Source organism: Lysobacter sp. F60174L2 (assembly GCF_052547135.1).
Genome location: NZ_JBQWRA010000001.1, coordinates 82208 through 98059 on the forward strand (window position 1 = coordinate 82208; position 15852 = coordinate 98059).

The 15852-nt window shown below is 70.9% G+C and carries 7 protein-coding genes and 1 pseudogene; 5 read left to right on the forward strand and 3 right to left on the reverse strand.

The features are described from left to right. Positions 1 to 14: 14 nt before the first annotated feature. Entirely contained in the window at positions 15 to 344 is a 330-nt protein-coding gene (locus ACT9AS_RS00360) for a hypothetical protein (RefSeq protein WP_445099001.1), read from the reverse strand. Between the two features lie 76 nt (positions 345 to 420). Further along, on the reverse strand, positions 421 to 1605 hold the full coding sequence (locus ACT9AS_RS00365) for a DesA family fatty acid desaturase (protein WP_445098132.1): 1185 nt from the start codon (positions 1603 to 1605) through the stop codon (positions 421 to 423). 225 nt (positions 1606 to 1830) lie between these two features. Between ACT9AS_RS00365 and mutM the strand changes: the two genes are divergently transcribed. The 3 genes from mutM to ACT9AS_RS00380 all read left to right on the forward strand — a co-directional run bounded on the left by mutM (position 1831) and on the right by ACT9AS_RS00380 (position 6273). Continuing rightward, complete coding sequence (gene mutM / locus ACT9AS_RS00370) at positions 1831 to 2643, forward strand: bifunctional DNA-formamidopyrimidine glycosylase/DNA-(apurinic or apyrimidinic site) lyase (protein ID WP_445098133.1); 813 nt, start codon at positions 1831 to 1833, stop codon at positions 2641 to 2643. Positions 2644 to 2721: 78 nt separating this feature from the next. Beyond that, positions 2722 to 3282 carry an ECF-type sigma factor gene (locus tag ACT9AS_RS00375; protein ID WP_445098134.1) on the forward strand — a complete coding sequence of 187 codons (561 nt, stop codon included), beginning with the start codon at positions 2722 to 2724 and terminating at the stop codon, positions 3280 to 3282. Between the two features lie 93 nt (positions 3283 to 3375). Beyond that, positions 3376 to 6273 (forward strand): protein kinase domain-containing protein, encoded by a 2898-nt coding sequence (locus tag ACT9AS_RS00380; protein ID WP_445098135.1) that lies wholly within the window; start codon positions 3376 to 3378, stop codon positions 6271 to 6273. Positions 6274 to 6279: 6 nt separating this feature from the next. Here the strand turns inward: ACT9AS_RS00380 and ACT9AS_RS00385 are convergent, their stop codons facing one another. Next, entirely contained in the window at positions 6280 to 6900 is a 621-nt protein-coding gene (locus tag ACT9AS_RS00385; protein WP_445098136.1) for a thymidine kinase, read from the reverse strand. Positions 6901 to 7104: 204 nt separating this feature from the next. On the opposite strand from ACT9AS_RS00385, the gene ACT9AS_RS00390 reads away from it, so the two are divergent. Both ACT9AS_RS00390 and ACT9AS_RS00395 read left to right on the forward strand, forming a co-directional pair. Continuing rightward, the gene (locus tag ACT9AS_RS00390) at positions 7105 to 9099 is read left to right on the forward strand and encodes a UvrD-helicase domain-containing protein (RefSeq protein WP_445099002.1); all 1995 of its coding nucleotides are present in this window, start codon (positions 7105 to 7107) and stop codon (positions 9097 to 9099) included. A 764-nt stretch (positions 9100 to 9863) separates the two neighbouring features. After that, positions 9864 to 15806: pseudogene (locus ACT9AS_RS00395) on the forward strand (YadA-like family protein); the annotation flags it as partial. Positions 15807 to 15852 lie beyond the last annotated feature (46 nt).

The following is a 15852-nucleotide window of genomic DNA, read 5'->3' on the forward strand; positions in this document are numbered from 1 at the left end:
CGGCCGCCTCCCCGCTACTGCGGTGGCGCGGCCAGCTCGCGGGCGTCGAGCACGCCATCGCCGTTGACGTCCTGCCGCCGGAACGTCGCCGCAAGCGTTTCGCGGTGATCGGCCAGGTGGACCGTGCGGCCGCGGCCGCCGGGCAACTCGGCCGGCACCAGCACGCCGTCGCCGTCGCGATCCATCCGTTCGAACGCGTAACCCATCCACTGCTGGTACTCGGCGAGCGAGACGCGGCCGTCCGAGTCCGTGTCCATGCGTTGCAGGTAGTCGCCGGTGCGCTGCACCTGCGCGGAGGCAGCCAGCGGGATTGCGGACGCGGCCATCGCCAACGCGAAGGCCATGCGTGAAAAACCCACGCTGGCGGGCGCGGGTTTTTCGTTGGCGGGCAATGCAGTCATGCGACGACAGCGCGTGCGATCAGGCCCGCGCCGGCACCAGCGCGTAACCCTTCAGCCGCGCCGAGAACTGCTGCAGCGAGTGGATGCCGCTGGCCTCGGCCTCGACACACCACGCATGCAGCTTCTTCAGCGTGGTCTGGGCGTCGTGCGAGCGGTCGTCGAGCACCTGCTGCAGGCGCTGGCGGTACTCGGCCAGGGTCGCCATCTTCGGCCGCTCGTCCAGCCACGCCTGCAGGCGCTCGCGCTTGGCGTCGTCGAGCCAGCGACCGCCATCGGCCAGCGCCTTGCGCAGCTTGCGCGGCAACTTGTCGTCGCTCGCGCGCAGGGTCGGCAGGGTGACCTTGCGGTAGTAGTCGGTCATCGCCTGGAAGCGGATCGCCAGCAGCGCCTTCAGCGTCTCGCCGTCGGGCATGGCGATGTTGGGTCGCACGTCCAGCGACGGCGCGACCCGCAGCACCCTGGCCAGCTTCACCGCCTGCAGCACCTTGATGACGCTCCAGCCGATGTCGAACTCGAACCGGCGCAGGGCGAACTTGGCCGAGCTGGGGAACGCATGGTGGTTGTTGTGCAGTTCCTCGCCGCCGATCCAGACCGCCCATGGGGTCAGGTTGGTCGCGGTGTCCGTGGTTTCGAAATTGCGGTAGCCCCACCAGTGGCCGAGGCCGTTGACCACGCCGGCGGCCCAGAACGGAATCCACGCCATCTGCAGCGCCCACATCGCCACGCCGGCGAAACCGAACAGGCCGAAGCTGACGAACAGCAGCACCACCGGTCCCAGCGTCGGCCAACGCGAGTACAGATTGCGCTCGATCCAGTCGTCCGGGCAGCCCTTGCCGTACTTCTCGATCGACTCGCGGTCGGCGCGCGCCTCGCGGTACAGCTCGACGCCGCGCCAGAACACCATGCCGATGCCCTTGACCTGCGGGCTGTGCGGGTCTTCCTCGGTCTCGCACTTGGCGTGGTGCTTGCGATGGATCGCGGCCCACTCGCGGGTGATCATCGAGGTGGTCAGCCAGGTCCAGAAGCGGAAGAAGTGCGCCAGCACCGGGTGGAAATCGACCGCGCGATGCGCCTGGCTGCGGTGCAGGTACAGCGTCACCGACATGATGGTCAGCTGGGTCGCGACCAGGAAGTAGATGGCGAGCGCGCCGAAGCCGGCCTGCAGCACGCCGCCGGCGAGGAAGTCGAGCAGGGAGGAAAGCATGAAGCGGGAACTCCGGGGAACGTGATTCGCGGACCCGCGCTAACGGGCTGGGGACCATGATGCCACCCGACGCGACCGTTCGCCCCGGTACGGAAGCACCCGCGGACAGGCTCGTTCAGCGAGCGGCGAGTGGCACCTGCCATGTAGGTGGGGGAGGCGTGGATGGAGACAACCGGAACCGCGTCACCGGTGGGTGATCCGCTCCCGGCGCGCTAGGCTCTGCCGATGCCCGAACTGCCCGAAGTCGAAACCACCCGCCGCGGTCTCGCACCGCACCTGGTCGGCCGACGCGTGCTCGCCGCGACCCTGCGCCGCGCCGACCTGCGCTGGCCGATCGCGCGCGAGGTCGAAACCCTGTTGCCGGGCCAGCGGATCGACGCCGTACGGCGCCGGGCCAAGTACCTGCTGCTGGACACCGCCGCCGGCAGCGCGCTGTTGCACCTGGGGATGTCCGGCAGCCTGCGGGTACTGCCGGCCGACACCCCGCCGCGCGCGCACGACCACGTCGACCTGCGGCTGGAAGACGAGCGCGTGCTGCGCTTCAACGATCCACGGCGGTTCGGCTGCCTGCTGTGGCAGCCGCCCAGCGAGGTCCATCCGTTGCTTGCCGGGCTCGGTCCCGAGCCGCTATCGGAGACCTTCAATGGCGACCGCCTGTTCGCCTTGAGCCGCGGCCGCAGCGCGCCGGTCAAGAACTTCCTGATGGACCAGGCGGTGGTGGTCGGCGTCGGCAACATCTATGCCGCCGAGGCGCTGTTCGCCGCCGGCATTTCGCCTTTGCGGCCGGCTGGCCGGATCTCGCGCGAGCGCTATGCGCGACTGGCCGAAGCGGTGCGGCGGATCCTCTCGCATGCGATCACCCGCGGCGGCACGACCCTGCGCGATTTCATCAGCCCCGACGGCGCGCCCGGCTACTTCGAGCAGGAACTTTCGGTGTACGGACGCGGCGGCCTGCCCTGCCCACGCTGCGGCCGCGCGCTGCGGCAGGCATTGATCGGCCAGCGCGCGAGCGTGTGGTGCGCGAGCTGCCAGCGCTAGCAACTTCGATGCCATGAACCGGGCGTTGCGTCACACTTGAACGCGCTATAGTCCGGGCCATTGCTTCGGGGAACACGGATGGCCGACAGCGGCGACATCACCCAACTGCTGGACGCAGCCCGCGAGGGCGACCGCGGTGCGCTCGACCGCGTGCTCGCCACGCTGTACCAGGAGTTGCACACCATGGCCCGGCGCCAGCTGGCCGGCCAGCACGGCCAGACCCTGGACGCCACCGCGCTGGTGCACGAGGCCTACCTCAAGCTGGCCGGCCGGCGCGAAGCGAAGTTCGACGACCGCGCCCACTTCTTCGCCTACGCCGCCTCGGCGATGCGCTCGGTGGTGGTCGATTACGCGCGCCAGCGCCTCGCGCAGAAGCGTGGCGGCGACCTGCACCGGGTCACCGACCTGCCCGAGGACCTCGAAGGCGGCTTGCGCCTCGACGAGGAAATGCTCGGCCTCGATACCGCATTGACCAAGCTTGCCGCCGTCGACCAGCGGCTCGCCCAGGTGGTGGAGCTGCGCTACTTCGCCGGCCTGTCGGAACTGGAGATCGCCGCGCTGCTGGAGCGCTCCGAGCGCAGCATCCGGCGCGACTGGCAGAAGGCGCGGCTGTTCCTGCTGGCGTCGCTGCAGGACTAGCGCTCCACGACGCGGCGGCGACGGCCGGCGACAGCCCGCCGGGACAAAGGGGATTCCGCGATGCCATCCATCGACCACCCGCTCGGCTGAGCCATGGACACCGAACGCTGGCAACGGCTGTCGCCGCTGCTCGACGAACTGTTCGAGCTGGAGCCGGCCGCACGCGCGCGGCGCCTGCACGAGCTGCGCGGCCACGACGCCGACACCGCGCGCGAGCTGGAGGAACTGATCGCGCTGGAGGAAGGCCGCGAGAGCTTCCTGTCCGAACCGGTGATGAGTCCCAACCGCGGCCTGCTGCCCGGCGCGGAGATCGGTCCCTACCGGCTCGAACACCTGCTCGGCGAAGGCGGCATGGGCCAGGTCTGGCTGGCGGCGCGCGCCGACGGCCTGTACCAGCGACGCGTCGCACTGAAACTGTTGCGCCCCGGCCTCGCCGACACCAACCTGCGGCTGCGCTTCACCCGCGAGCGGCAGATCCTCGCGCGCCTCGCGCACCCGCACATCGCCCGCCTGCTCGACGCCGGCATCAGCTCCGACGGGCTGCCCTACCTCGCGCTGGAGTACGTCGACGGCGCGCCGATCACCGACTACAGCCGCGACCACCAGACCCCGCTGGAAACCCGCCTGCAGATGTTCCAGCAGATCTGCGACGCGGTCAGCCACGCGCACGCCAACCTGATCGTGCACCGCGACCTCAAGCCGTCCAACATCCTGGTCACGCCGGCCGGCGAGGTGCGGCTGCTCGACTTCGGCATCGCCAAGCTGCTCGACCACGATGCCGCGCCCGAGCAGACCCGTACCGGCGTGCGTGCGTTCACCCTGCACTACGCCGCGCCGGAACAGGTCCGCGGCGAGCCGGTCACGACCATGACCGACGTCTACTCGCTCGGCGTGGTGCTGTACGAACTGCTGGTCGACGCCAAGCCGTACCGCCCCTCGCGCGACAGCGACGCGGCGTGGGAGGAAGCGATCCTCACCCAGGACCCGGCCCGCCCGTCGCTGGCGCTGCTGCGTGCCGCCGGCGGCGACGCGACCGGCCATGCACGGCGGCCGCCGCACGGGCACGACGCGGCCGCGCGCGCGCGCCGTGCCCGCACCCTCGCCGGCGACCTCGACAACATCGTGCTCAAGGCCCTGTCGAAACGACCCGAGCAGCGGTACCCGTCGGTCGAGGCGCTCGCCCAGGACCTGCAGCGCTATGCCGCCGGCCGCCCGGTGCATGCGCGTGCGCAGAGCTGGAACTACCGCGTCGGCAAGTACCTGCGCCGCCACCGCTGGGCGCTGGCGACCGGCATCCTGACCACGCTGGTGCTGACCGCCTCGCTCGGCGTGGTCGCATGGCAGGCGCGCGAGGCGTTGCACGAGGCCGCGCGCGCGCAGGCGATGCAGGACTTCATGGTCGGCGTGTTCGAGGGCGCCAGCGGCAGCCGCGACGGCCAGCCGCTGGACCTGCGCCAGCTGCTGTCGACCGCGGCCGAGCGCGGCGAGCGCGAACTGGCGCGGCAGCCGCGCGCGCTGGCGGAGATGCTCGGCGTGATCGCGCGGTTGCGCACCGGGCTGGGCGACTACATCGAGGCCAAGACCCTGCTCGATCGCCAGGCGCTGCTGATCGCCGGCAGCGACGCCAGCGACACGCCGGCCAGCCTGCGGCTCGAATCGCTGACCCAGCGCGGCCGGGTATTGCGCCTGCTTGGCGACGCGACGACCTGCATCGAGCTGATGCAGCCGGCGCTTGACCGCGCCAGCCACGAGCAGGCGCTGCTGACCCCGCAGGTCACCGAGTTCTATTCCCAGCTGGGCCGCTGCCGCCGCGCCAACGGCGAACGCCAGGGCGCGCGCCAACTGTTCGAGCGCTCGCTGGCGCTGCGGCGCGAGAGCCGCGCCGACCGGGTTGGCGAGGTCGAGAACCTGATGGACCTGGCCGGCCTGCATGCCGATGTCGGCGAGACCCGCATCGCGCTGGCCGATTTCGAAGGCGCGCGCGCGCGGCTGCGTCGCGAAGCCGGCGACCGCCACCCGCTGCTGGTCGACATCCACCGCAACCTCAGCCGGTTGCACCGCGCGCTGGGCGACCTCGACCAGGCCGAGACCGAGCTCGACAACGCCATGGCGGTCACCCTGGAGGTCAACGGCAGCGGCCACGCGGCCACGCTCGCGGTGATGCGCCAGCTGGCCGCGATCCATCTCGACCAGGGCCGCTATGCCGATGCCGAGAACGAGTTGCGCGACATCCACCGCCGCCTCGTGGCCCGGTTCGGTCCCCACCATGTCGAGGTGGCCGACAGCTACCTGGACCTCGGTGTGGTCGCCTGGGAGCGCGGCGCGCTGGAGTCGTCGCTGGATTCGCTGCGCCAGGCGCTGCGGATCAGGCGCGGCACCGGCGCACCGGCCGCGATCGCGGCGGCACTGTTCCAGCAGGCCGCGGTGCTGCACGCGAGCGGGCGCGACGGCCCGGCGCATCCGCTGCTGCTGGAAGCGCGGGAACTGCTGGCGCCATCCGACCACCCGGACGCGGGCGCGCCGTCGCTGCAAATGGGCAAGGTCGAACGCCTGCTTGGTGAGGTCGAGATCGGCCTGGGCCGATCCGCCGATGGCGTCACCCGGCTGGAACGGGCGACGGCGATGCTGCGCACCGCGTACGGCGACGACCACCCCGCCACGCGCCAGGCCGAACTCGTACTGGCCCATCAGCGCGCGCTGCCGGGGGCCGGCACGGCACTCGGCGCCGCCGCGCTGGCGCAGCTGGACGCGCTGGCCGGGCTGTCCGACGGCGACATCGAACTGCGCAAGGTCGCCTGGCTCGCGCGCGCCTACGCCGCGCAGTTGCGCTGCCACGGTCCGCAGCGTCCGCAGGCCCTGCAGCAGCTGCAGCAACTCGACACCCGCCTGCGCCAGGCACGTCCGGAAGGCGGCGCACTGAGCCGCGACGTCGCCGCGATCCGGACCGGCTGCGGCCTGCGTCCGGTCGACCGCGCCCTCGCCGCCGACTGACAACCGCTACAACGGCAGCGGCGGCTGCAACGGCGCGATCGTGCCCTCGCCGCGCATGACCTTCTTGTACTCGCGGCGCGACACCGACAGGTAGCGCTCGTTGCCGCCGATCTCGACCTGCGGGCCGTCGCGCACCGCGCGCCCCTGCGCATCGACGCGCATGTTCATGGTCGCCTTGCTGCCGCTGTGGCAGATCGTCTTGATCTCGCTGATCTCGTCGGCCCAGGCCAGCAGGTACTGGCTGCCCTCGAACAGCTCGCCGCGGAAGTCGGTGCGCAGGCCATAGCACAGCACCGGGATGCCGAGCGCGTCGACCACCTCGGTCAGCTGCCAGACCTGCGGCTTGCGCAGGAACTGCGCCTCGTCGACCAGCACGCAATGCAGCCGCCCGTGCGTGGCGATGTCGGCATGCACCATGGACTGCAGGTCCTGGTCGGGATCAAACGCGATCGCCTCCGCGCTGAGCCCGATCCGCGACGCCACCGTGCCGCGCCCGGCGCGGTCGTCAAGCTGCGGCGCCAGGATCGCCACCCGCATGCCGCGCTCGCGGTAGTTGTAGGCCGACTGCAGCAGGGTGGTGGTCTTTCCGGCGTTCATCGCCGAGTAGTAGAAGTAGAGCTTGGCCATTCAACCAGTTTAATCCCGTGGCCGATATTTCCGGCGTGCCCTTCCGGCCGCGCGTCGCGGATGGCTTCGTGTAGGAGCGACGTAAGTCGCGATTGCACGGCGATTCCGGATATCGACGCGTTCGCGACTTACGTCGCTCCTACAGGAGGCGGTTTCGGCAACCGCTAGAATGCGCGGTCGCTCCACCCGGTCATGCCCCTCCCGATGCACGGTCTCAACACGCTGGGCCTCAACCCGCCCCAACTCGCCGCCGTCGCCCACGTCGACGGCCCCCTGCTGGTGCTCGCCGGCGCCGGCAGCGGCAAGACCCGGGTGATCGTCGAGAAGATCGCGCACCTGATCGCCTCTGGTCGGATGCCGGCCAGGCGCATCGCCGCGATCACCTTCACCAACAAGGCCGCCAAGGAGATGCGCGAGCGCGTCGCCAAGCGGATCAAGGGCGATGCGGCCGAGGGGCTGACGGTCTGCACGTTCCATGCGATGGGGTTGCGCATCCTGCAGATCGAGCACGAGAAGCTCGGCCTGCGCCGCGGCTTCTCGATCTTCGACAGCGACGACTCGACCGCGCAGATCAAGGACCTGCTCGGCACCGGTGCCAAGAACGACGCGCTCGACAACGTGCGCAACCTGATTTCTCGCGCCAAGAACGCCGGGCTGTCGCCGGAGCAGGCGATGGCCGAGGCCCGCAGCGCGCGCGAGATCGACGCCGCCACCGTTTACGCGCTGTACCAGGCGCGGCTGGCGACGTTCAACGCGGTCGATTTCGACGACCTGATCCGGCTGCCGGTGCAGTTGCTGGAGTCCGACGCCGACTGCGCGCTCGGCTGGCGCGAGCGCATCGGCTACCTGCTGGTCGACGAGTGCCAGGACACCAACGACGCCCAGTACCGGCTGCTGAAGGCGCTGGCCGGCGAGCGCGGCCAGTTCACCTGCGTGGGCGACGACGACCAGTCGATCTACGCCTGGCGCGGCGCCAACCCCGACAACCTGCTCGAGCTGGGCAAGGACTACCCGGCGCTGAAGATCGTCAAGCTGGAACAGAACTACCGCTGCTCCAACCGCGTGCTGCGCGCGGCCAATGCGCTGATCGCCAACAACCCGCACGAGCACCCCAAGACCCTGTGGAGCGACCAGGCCGACGGCGAGCGCATCCGCATCTGGGAATGTCGCGATGCCGGCCACGAGGCCGAGAAGGTCGCCGCCGAGATCCATTTCATCGCGACTGCGAAGCAGGTGCCGTGGAGCGATTTCTGCATCCTGTTCCGCGGCAACTTCCAGTCGCGCGCGCTGGAGAAGGCGCTGCAGCTGCTGCGGGTGCCGTACCACCTGTCGGGCGGCACCGCGTTCCTCGAACGCGGCGAGGTCAAGGACGCGCTGGCGTGGCTGCGGCTGGTCGCCAACCCCGACGACGACGCCGCATTCCTGCGCGCGGTGACCTCGCCCAAGCGCGAAGTCGGTGCCACCACGCTGAGCAAGCTGGCGGAACTGGCGCAGCGCGCCGGCATGCCGATGTCGCGCGCGGCCGAGTCGGTCGGCGCGCTGAAGCAACTCAGCCCGCGCGCCGGCAACGCGCTCGACGGCTTCGTCGGCATCGTCCGCGGCCTGCGCAAGGATGCCGCCCGCCTGACCCCGGCCGAACTGGTGCGCGAGCTGGCCAGCCGCTCCGGCCTGCTGCAATCGATCCGCGCCCAGTGCAAGGACGACGCCGGCTTCCAGCGCCGCAAACAGAACCTCGAGGAACTGGCCGACTGGTTCGACGGCGGCAAGGGTGCCGGCCCGGGCGAGCTGGCCGCGCAGCTCGCGCTGCTGTCGCACGCCGACAAGGGCGAGGCCGGCAACCAGGTCCGGCTGATGAGCCTGCACGGCGCCAAGGGCCTGGAGTTCCGCTACGTGTTCATCGTCGGCGTCGAGGACGGCACCCTGCCGCACGAGGCCAGCATCGAGGAAGGCCGGATCGACGAGGAGCGCCGGCTGCTCTACGTCGGCATCACCCGGGCCAAGGAACAGCTGTGGCTGTCGCATTCGAAGCAGGCGCAGAAGTGGGGCGACACCCTGCGGCTCAAGCCGAGCCGGTTCTTCGAGGAACTGCCGGCCGACGAGATCCAGCGCGACGGCGCCGACCCGGTCGCCGACGCCAGCCGCAAGCAGGAGCGGGCCAAGGCCGGGCTCGAGGCGATCCGGGCGCTGCTGGATAGCTGACCCGACGCGCCACATTATGACGCGTCGCAGCACACGGGCCTGACCGGCGCACAGTTGTGTGACTGCTTGCGTCACATATTGACCTTCCGCGGCCTTTCAGCCGCCAGACTAGGCAAAGTCGTTTAACCGCGGCTCATTTGCCGTGCTCCCCTGACCGGGCGACGCAGCCGCTGACGCCAGCGCTGCCCGCATGCCGACCACGTTTCGTGGTCCTCCTGGCACCGCGGCATCGAATCCCGCTCGACCTGCATGGCCCCGAAGACGGGTCGCAGGCCGGGTCTGGAGCGGCCGGGGTGCCACCCGGGGAGACGTCCCGCGACGCGCGTGGCGCTCTGATTGAACGCTCAACGGGAAAGCCAATGTCCGATTCGAACCATCGCCGCGCCTCGCGCCTTCCGGCGGTCCGCGACGGTCGCGCTGCCGTACGGCAGGCACCGTTATATCTCGCGCTGTCCGCAGCCCTTGCGATGACCGCCCTCCCGGCGGCCGCCTCCGGGACCTGCGTGACCAAGGGCGCCCCGACCTCCATCGCCAGTGGCCCGGAGAGCCTGGCCTGTGGGCAGGGCGCCATCGCCATCGGCGTCGCGGCCACGGCCGTGGGCGTCGGCAGCCAGGCCGCCGGCGTCAACGCCAGCGCGGTCGGCACGGACGCCAGTGCGAACGGCGTCAACGCCTCGGCGCTCGGCACCGCCAGCACGGCGAACGGCATCGATACCAGCGCATTGGGCGCCGGTGCGCGCGCGGTGGGCATCGACAACGTGGCGCTGGGCGCCGGGTCGGTCGCCGATCGCGACAGCACCGTGTCGGTCGGGCGGGCCGGCCAGGAACGCCAGGTCACCAATGTCGCGGCCGGCACCGAGGGCACCGATGCGGTGAACCTGGACCAGCTCGAGGACGTGGCCGCGGTCGCGGAAAACACCGACCGCTACTTCAAGGCCAGCGGCAGCGCCGACAGCGATGCCGGTGCCTACGTGGAAGGCGACGACGCGACCGCGGCCGGCGAGTCCACCAACGCCATCGGCAACGGCGCCTCGGCCTATGGCAGCGGCGCCAACGCGATGGCCGACGGCGCCACCGCAGTGGGCAACGACGCACTCGCCACCGGCATGAACAGCGCTGCCTTCGGCCAGAACGCGCAGGCCACCGGCCCCGCGGCCGTGGCCGTGGGCGGCAATGCAGTCGACGAGAATGGCGACCCACTGATCACCAACGGCGGCGTACCGGTGGATACCGGTGCGACCAGCGCCGGGGTCGGCGGCACCGCACTGGGTGCCAGCGCGCGGGCGGACGGATTCATCTCCACCGCGACCGGTGCAGGCGCGTATGCAGCCGGCGTGCAGTCTTCCGCGTTCGGCTCGGTCGCCAATGCGGTGGGCAGCCACAGCACGGCCATCGGTACGCAGAGCTTTGCTGGCGGCAAAGGCAGCACGGCCGTCGGTGGCCTTGGGGATTTGAATCCGCGTTTTGGCTTCCTGGTCCCGACCGAGGCCACGGGTGAGGCCGCTTCGGCCTTCGGTGCGGGCGCGGGTGCGTGGGGCGACTTCAGCACCGCGGTCGGCTCATTGGCCCAAGCCGATGGCACACAAAACACGTCGCTTGGTTACTTCGCCTACGCACAGGGTGAGACCGCCACTGCCCTGGGTTCGGAGGCGTGGGCACAGGGCGCGAACAGCACGGCTGTGGGCTATTTCAGCACGACCTACGGTGCCGACAGCGTGGCGTTGGGCGCCGGCTCCATGACCGATGCCGACAACAGCGTGGCACTGGGTGCGGGCTCGTACAGCGACCGCGCCAACACCGTCTCGGTCGGCGACGCGGGCGAAGAGCGGCAGGTCACCAACGTGGCGGCCGGCACCGAAGACACCGATGCGGTGAACGTGGCGCAGCTCGAGGCCGCGACCGAGAACGCCGCCTACTTCAAGGCCACCGGTGACAGTGAAGCCTTCGCCGACGGCACCGATGCGACCGCCGCCGGTTCCAACGCCTATGCCGGGACCGACTACGCGACCGCGATCGGTTCGTCGAGCTCCGCCTACGGCGTGGGTTCCTCGGCGTTCGGCAGCGGCGCGGTAGCCGGCGGCCAGTACGCGACAGCGTCGGGCTACGGCGCGGTCGCCGACGGCGAGTCGAGCACCGCGGTCGGCGGAATCATGTACTACAAAAACCCGGAGACCGGAGAGGTAGTGCTGGACCAGACGACGACGGCGTCGGGCCTGGGCGCATCCGCGTTCGGCGCGGGCGCGCAGGCGACAGGTACCGCCACCACCGCCACCGGTACGGTGGCCACGGCCAGCGGCGCGCAGGCCACCGCCACCGGCTACAGCAGTTCGGCCACCGGCGACAATTCCACGGCGCATGGCGGCTTCAGCGTGGCGGAGGGCATGCAAACCACGGCCGTTGGTTACGGCAGCGTGGCCACGGGAGCTTTGGCGTCGGGCTTCGGTGCCTTCAGCATCGCCAGCGGTGGTGCCGCTACCGCCTTGGGTTACGAGGCCAAAGCGGAGGGGCTCATGAGTACCTCGGTCGGCTTCGGCGCACGGGCGGAGGCCGACCTGACCACGGCGCTCGGCACGGCGGCGTGGTCGGGAGGCGAGTCCAGCACGGCAGTCGGCTACTTCGCATTCGCCCTCGGTGAAGAGGCGACCGCGATCGGCTCCGACTCCCGGGCCTCAAGCGACCGGAGCACCGCGTTGGGCAGGCTCGCCTGGGCAACGGAGGCCGGTGCGACCGCGATTGGACAGGACACGTATGCCCGCGCCGAGAACGCCACGGCCGTGGGCGTCGGCGCCTTCACCGACGCCGCCAACAGCGTGGCGCTGGGCGCCAATTCGGTTGCCGACCGCGAGAACACCGTCTCGGTGGGTGACGCGGGTGCGGAACGCCAGATCACCAACGTGGCTGCGGGCACGGAGGACACCGATGCGGTGAACCTGGCGCAGCTCAATGACGTGGCAGGAGCAACCAGCCAATACTTCAAGGCCAGCGGCAGCGCCGACAGTGATGCCGGGTCATACGTCGACGGTGACAACGCGACCGCGGCCGGCGAGGCCACAAATGCGCTCGGCACCGGTGCCTCGGCGTACGGCAGCGGTGCCAACGCGGTGGCCGATGGCGCGACGGCGGTGGGTTACAACTCCTTGGCCGCTGGCCAGAACAGTGCAGCCTTCGGCCAGAACGCACAGGCCACCGGCCCCGCGGCCGTGGCCGTGGGCGGCAATGCAGTTGACGAGAATGGCAATCCGCTGATCACCAGTGGCGGCGTGCCGGTGGATACCGGTGCGACCAGCGCCGGCGTCGGCGGCACCGCACTGGGTGCCAGCGCGCAGGCGGGGGGCTTTGCGGCGACCGCTACCGGCGTGGGTGCGTATGCGGAAGGCGCCCAGTCCTCTGCGTTCGGTGCATTGTCGAATGCAACCGGTGACCACTCCACGGCGGTCGGCACGGCCGCGCAGGCGATCGGCTTCGGCAGTTCGGCCATTGGCAACAACGCACTTGCGGTAGGTGGCAGCAGCGTGGCGATCGGTGCCGGTTCCACCGCGTACGACTCGTCCACCGCCATCGGTGGGCGCAGCACCGCCGGCAACGGGCAGAGCGTGGCGGCCGGTTGGCTGTCCAGCGCCGCAGGTTTGAGCAGCACCGCACTCGGCGGCCTGACGGAGGCGGCAGGCGACTTCTCGACCGCGATCGGTATTGCCGCCTACACCGAGGGAACGCGCGCCGTCGCAATGGGCATGAATGCAGGCGCCACCGGCGACCGCAGCACCGCCCTTGGCAGCTCCAGTTTGGCCAACGGCGAAAACAGCACCGCCATCGGCGACTCGGCGGCAGCATGGCCGAACGGGGTTGCACTCGGCCAGAACAGCACCGCGCTCGGTCTCTATGGCGCCGCGCTGGGTACGGGTGCACGCGTCGACGGGGCCGCCAGCAACAGTGTGGCGCTGGGCTCGAACTCCCTGGCGGACCGTGCGGACACCGTGTCGGTGGGCGCGGTCGGCGAGGAACGCCAGATCACCAACGTGGCTGCGGGCACCGAGGACACCGATGCGGTGAACCTGGCGCAGCTCAACGACGTGGCCGCCACGGCGGAGGAGACCAGCCAGTACTTCAAGGCCAACGGCGACGGCGAAGCCTTCGCGGACGGCACCGACGCGACTGCCTCGGGTTCCAACGCCTATGCCGGCGCGGACTACGCCACCTCGGTCGGCTCGTCGAGCTCGGCGTTCGGCGTCGGGTCGTCGGCACTGGGCAGCGGCGCGGTCGCGACCGGCGAGTTCAGTTCCGCCATCGGCTACGGCAGCGTCGCCGAGGGCGACTCGGCCGTGGCCGTCGGCGGCTACGCCCTCGTGCCCGACCATGCCGGCAACGAACTGGTCGAGATGCAGACCAGTGCCAGCGGCTATGCGGCCACCGCGATCGGTCCGGGGGCCACGGCGCTCACGGACTACAGCTTCGCCGCCGGCGCGGGTGCCGCGGCGACGGGCGGCCAGGGCGTTGCGCTCGGCCTGCAGGCCCGGTCGATCGGCAACGCCTCCACGGCGCTGGGTGCGTACACCACGGCCGACGGTCTCTGGGCGTCGGCGGTGGGCTACAACGCCACCGCCGTCGGCGAACGTGCCACCGCGTTCGGCGTAGGCAGCGACGCCTACGGCGAAGCGAGCACCGCGATCGGCGATGTCGCCAGCGCCGGCAACGAGACCAGCCCCTACGGGTACGACACCGCGATCGGCAGCAACGCGCAGGCTACCGGCGGCGCGTCCACCGCCCTCGGCGCGAACAGCTTCGCCTGGGGCTACCGCGCCGTTGCACTGGGCAACGGCTCCTATGCCAACGACGAGGAGTCGATCGCCGTCGGGTTCCTGTCCACCACCCGCGGCGAGGGCGGCATCGCCCTCGGCAGCGGCGCGCAGACCGGTGGCCAACGTCCGGGCGATCCGGATCCGGGCGACGACGATGAGCCGTGCTGGATCTGCTCGACATCCGCCGACACCGGCCTCGTCGAGCAGGCGAAGTACGCGATCGCTCTGGGCAACCACGCCCAGGCCTTCGGCGACGGCGGCATCGCGATCGGCCAGTACGCGCTCACCACCGGCGAGAACAGCGTCGCCCTCGGCGCCGGCTCGCTGGCGGACCGCGACAACTCGGTTTCGGTAGGTGCGGCCACCGGTTGGACCAACCGTGCGGACGGCACCGTGCTCGAGCCCTTCACCCGCCAGATCACCAACGTCTCCGCCGGCACCGAGGCGACCGACGCGGTGAACAAGTCGCAACTGGATGACGTGGCGGCCGGCGTCGGCGAGGCCAGCCACTACTTCGCCGCCAGCGGCGCGCAGGATGGCGGCGACGATGCCGTGGTCAACGGCCAGGGTGCGCTGGCGGCCGGCAGCAACGCGGTGGCCGGTGCCAACGGCAGCACCGCCGTGGGTGCCAGCAGCCAGGCGGGGAAGGTCAGCGGTGCGGCCTTCGGCAGCAATGCGAAGGCGGCCGGCAGCAATGCCACCGCGCTGGGCGCCAACAGCCAGGCGCTGGCGGCGACATCGTCGGCAATCGGCTCCAACGCGCAGGCCCGCGCGGCTGGTTCGACCGCCAACGGCTATGACGCCCGCGTGCTGGATGCGGCGAGCAATGGCACCGCGATCGGCGCGCGTGCGCAGGTCTCGGCCGCCAACAGCGTTGCGCTGGGTGCCGGCTCGGTGGCCGACCGCGTCGACAGTGTCTCGGTGGGCGCGGCGGGAGCCGAACGGCAGATCACCAACCTCGCCGCGGGCGGCCTGTCCGTCGACAGCACCGATGCCGTCAACGGGTCGCAGCTGTTCGGCATGGGTGATTCGATGGCGCAGGCGCTGGGCGGCGGTGCATCGATGGGGCCGGGCGGGTTCATGGGCCCGACGTTCTCGATCCAGGGTGGCAGCTACTACAACGTCGGCGATGCCTTCAGCGCGGTAGACGGCGCCATCAGCGGGCTCGACAACCGTCTCTCGGCGGTCGAGGCGGAGGCGGCGGGTGCAGCTGCGTTCGCCTCTTCGCCGACTGCGGACACGACTGCCGCCACGGCCACGGCCACAGCGTCCGCACCGGCGAAGCTGCCAGCGACCAACGGTGACGATGCCGTCGCCAGCCGGTCCGGGACGGACGCCGCGGTTGCGACGACTGCGACGGACGCCGGGGTCGCCAGCGAGAACACGACGCTGGCGGACGCTCCGGACGCGACGAAGGGCAATGTCATCACCATGGCCGCGGCCGATGCCCCGCGCCAGGTCACCGCTGCCCCGACCAGCGCGCGCCCGGCCGCCGTCGACGTACCGGCCCAGCCGGCCGACGCCGCCACGCTGGCCTCGGCCAACGCGTACACCGACACCACCGCAACACGGACGCTGCATTCGGCGAACGCGTACACCGACTCGCGCTTCACCACGCTCAACGACGACTTCACCGCGCTGCGCGGCCAGGTCGATTCGCGTTTCAACCAGCAGGAGCACCGCATCGACCAGATGGGCGCGATGAGTGCGGCGATGGTGAACATGGCCACCAGTGCCGCCGGCATCGACACGATCAACCGGGTCGGCATGGGCGTGGGCTTCCAGAACGGTGCGACGGCGCTCTCGCTGGGCTACCAGCGGGCGGTGTCGGAGCGCGCGACGGTGACCTTCGGCGGCGCGTTCAGCGGCGATGACAGCTCGATCGGCGCAGGCGTCGGCTTTGGCTGGTGACCGGCGACCCGCGCGACAACAGCACGACAGACACACGACGCTCCAT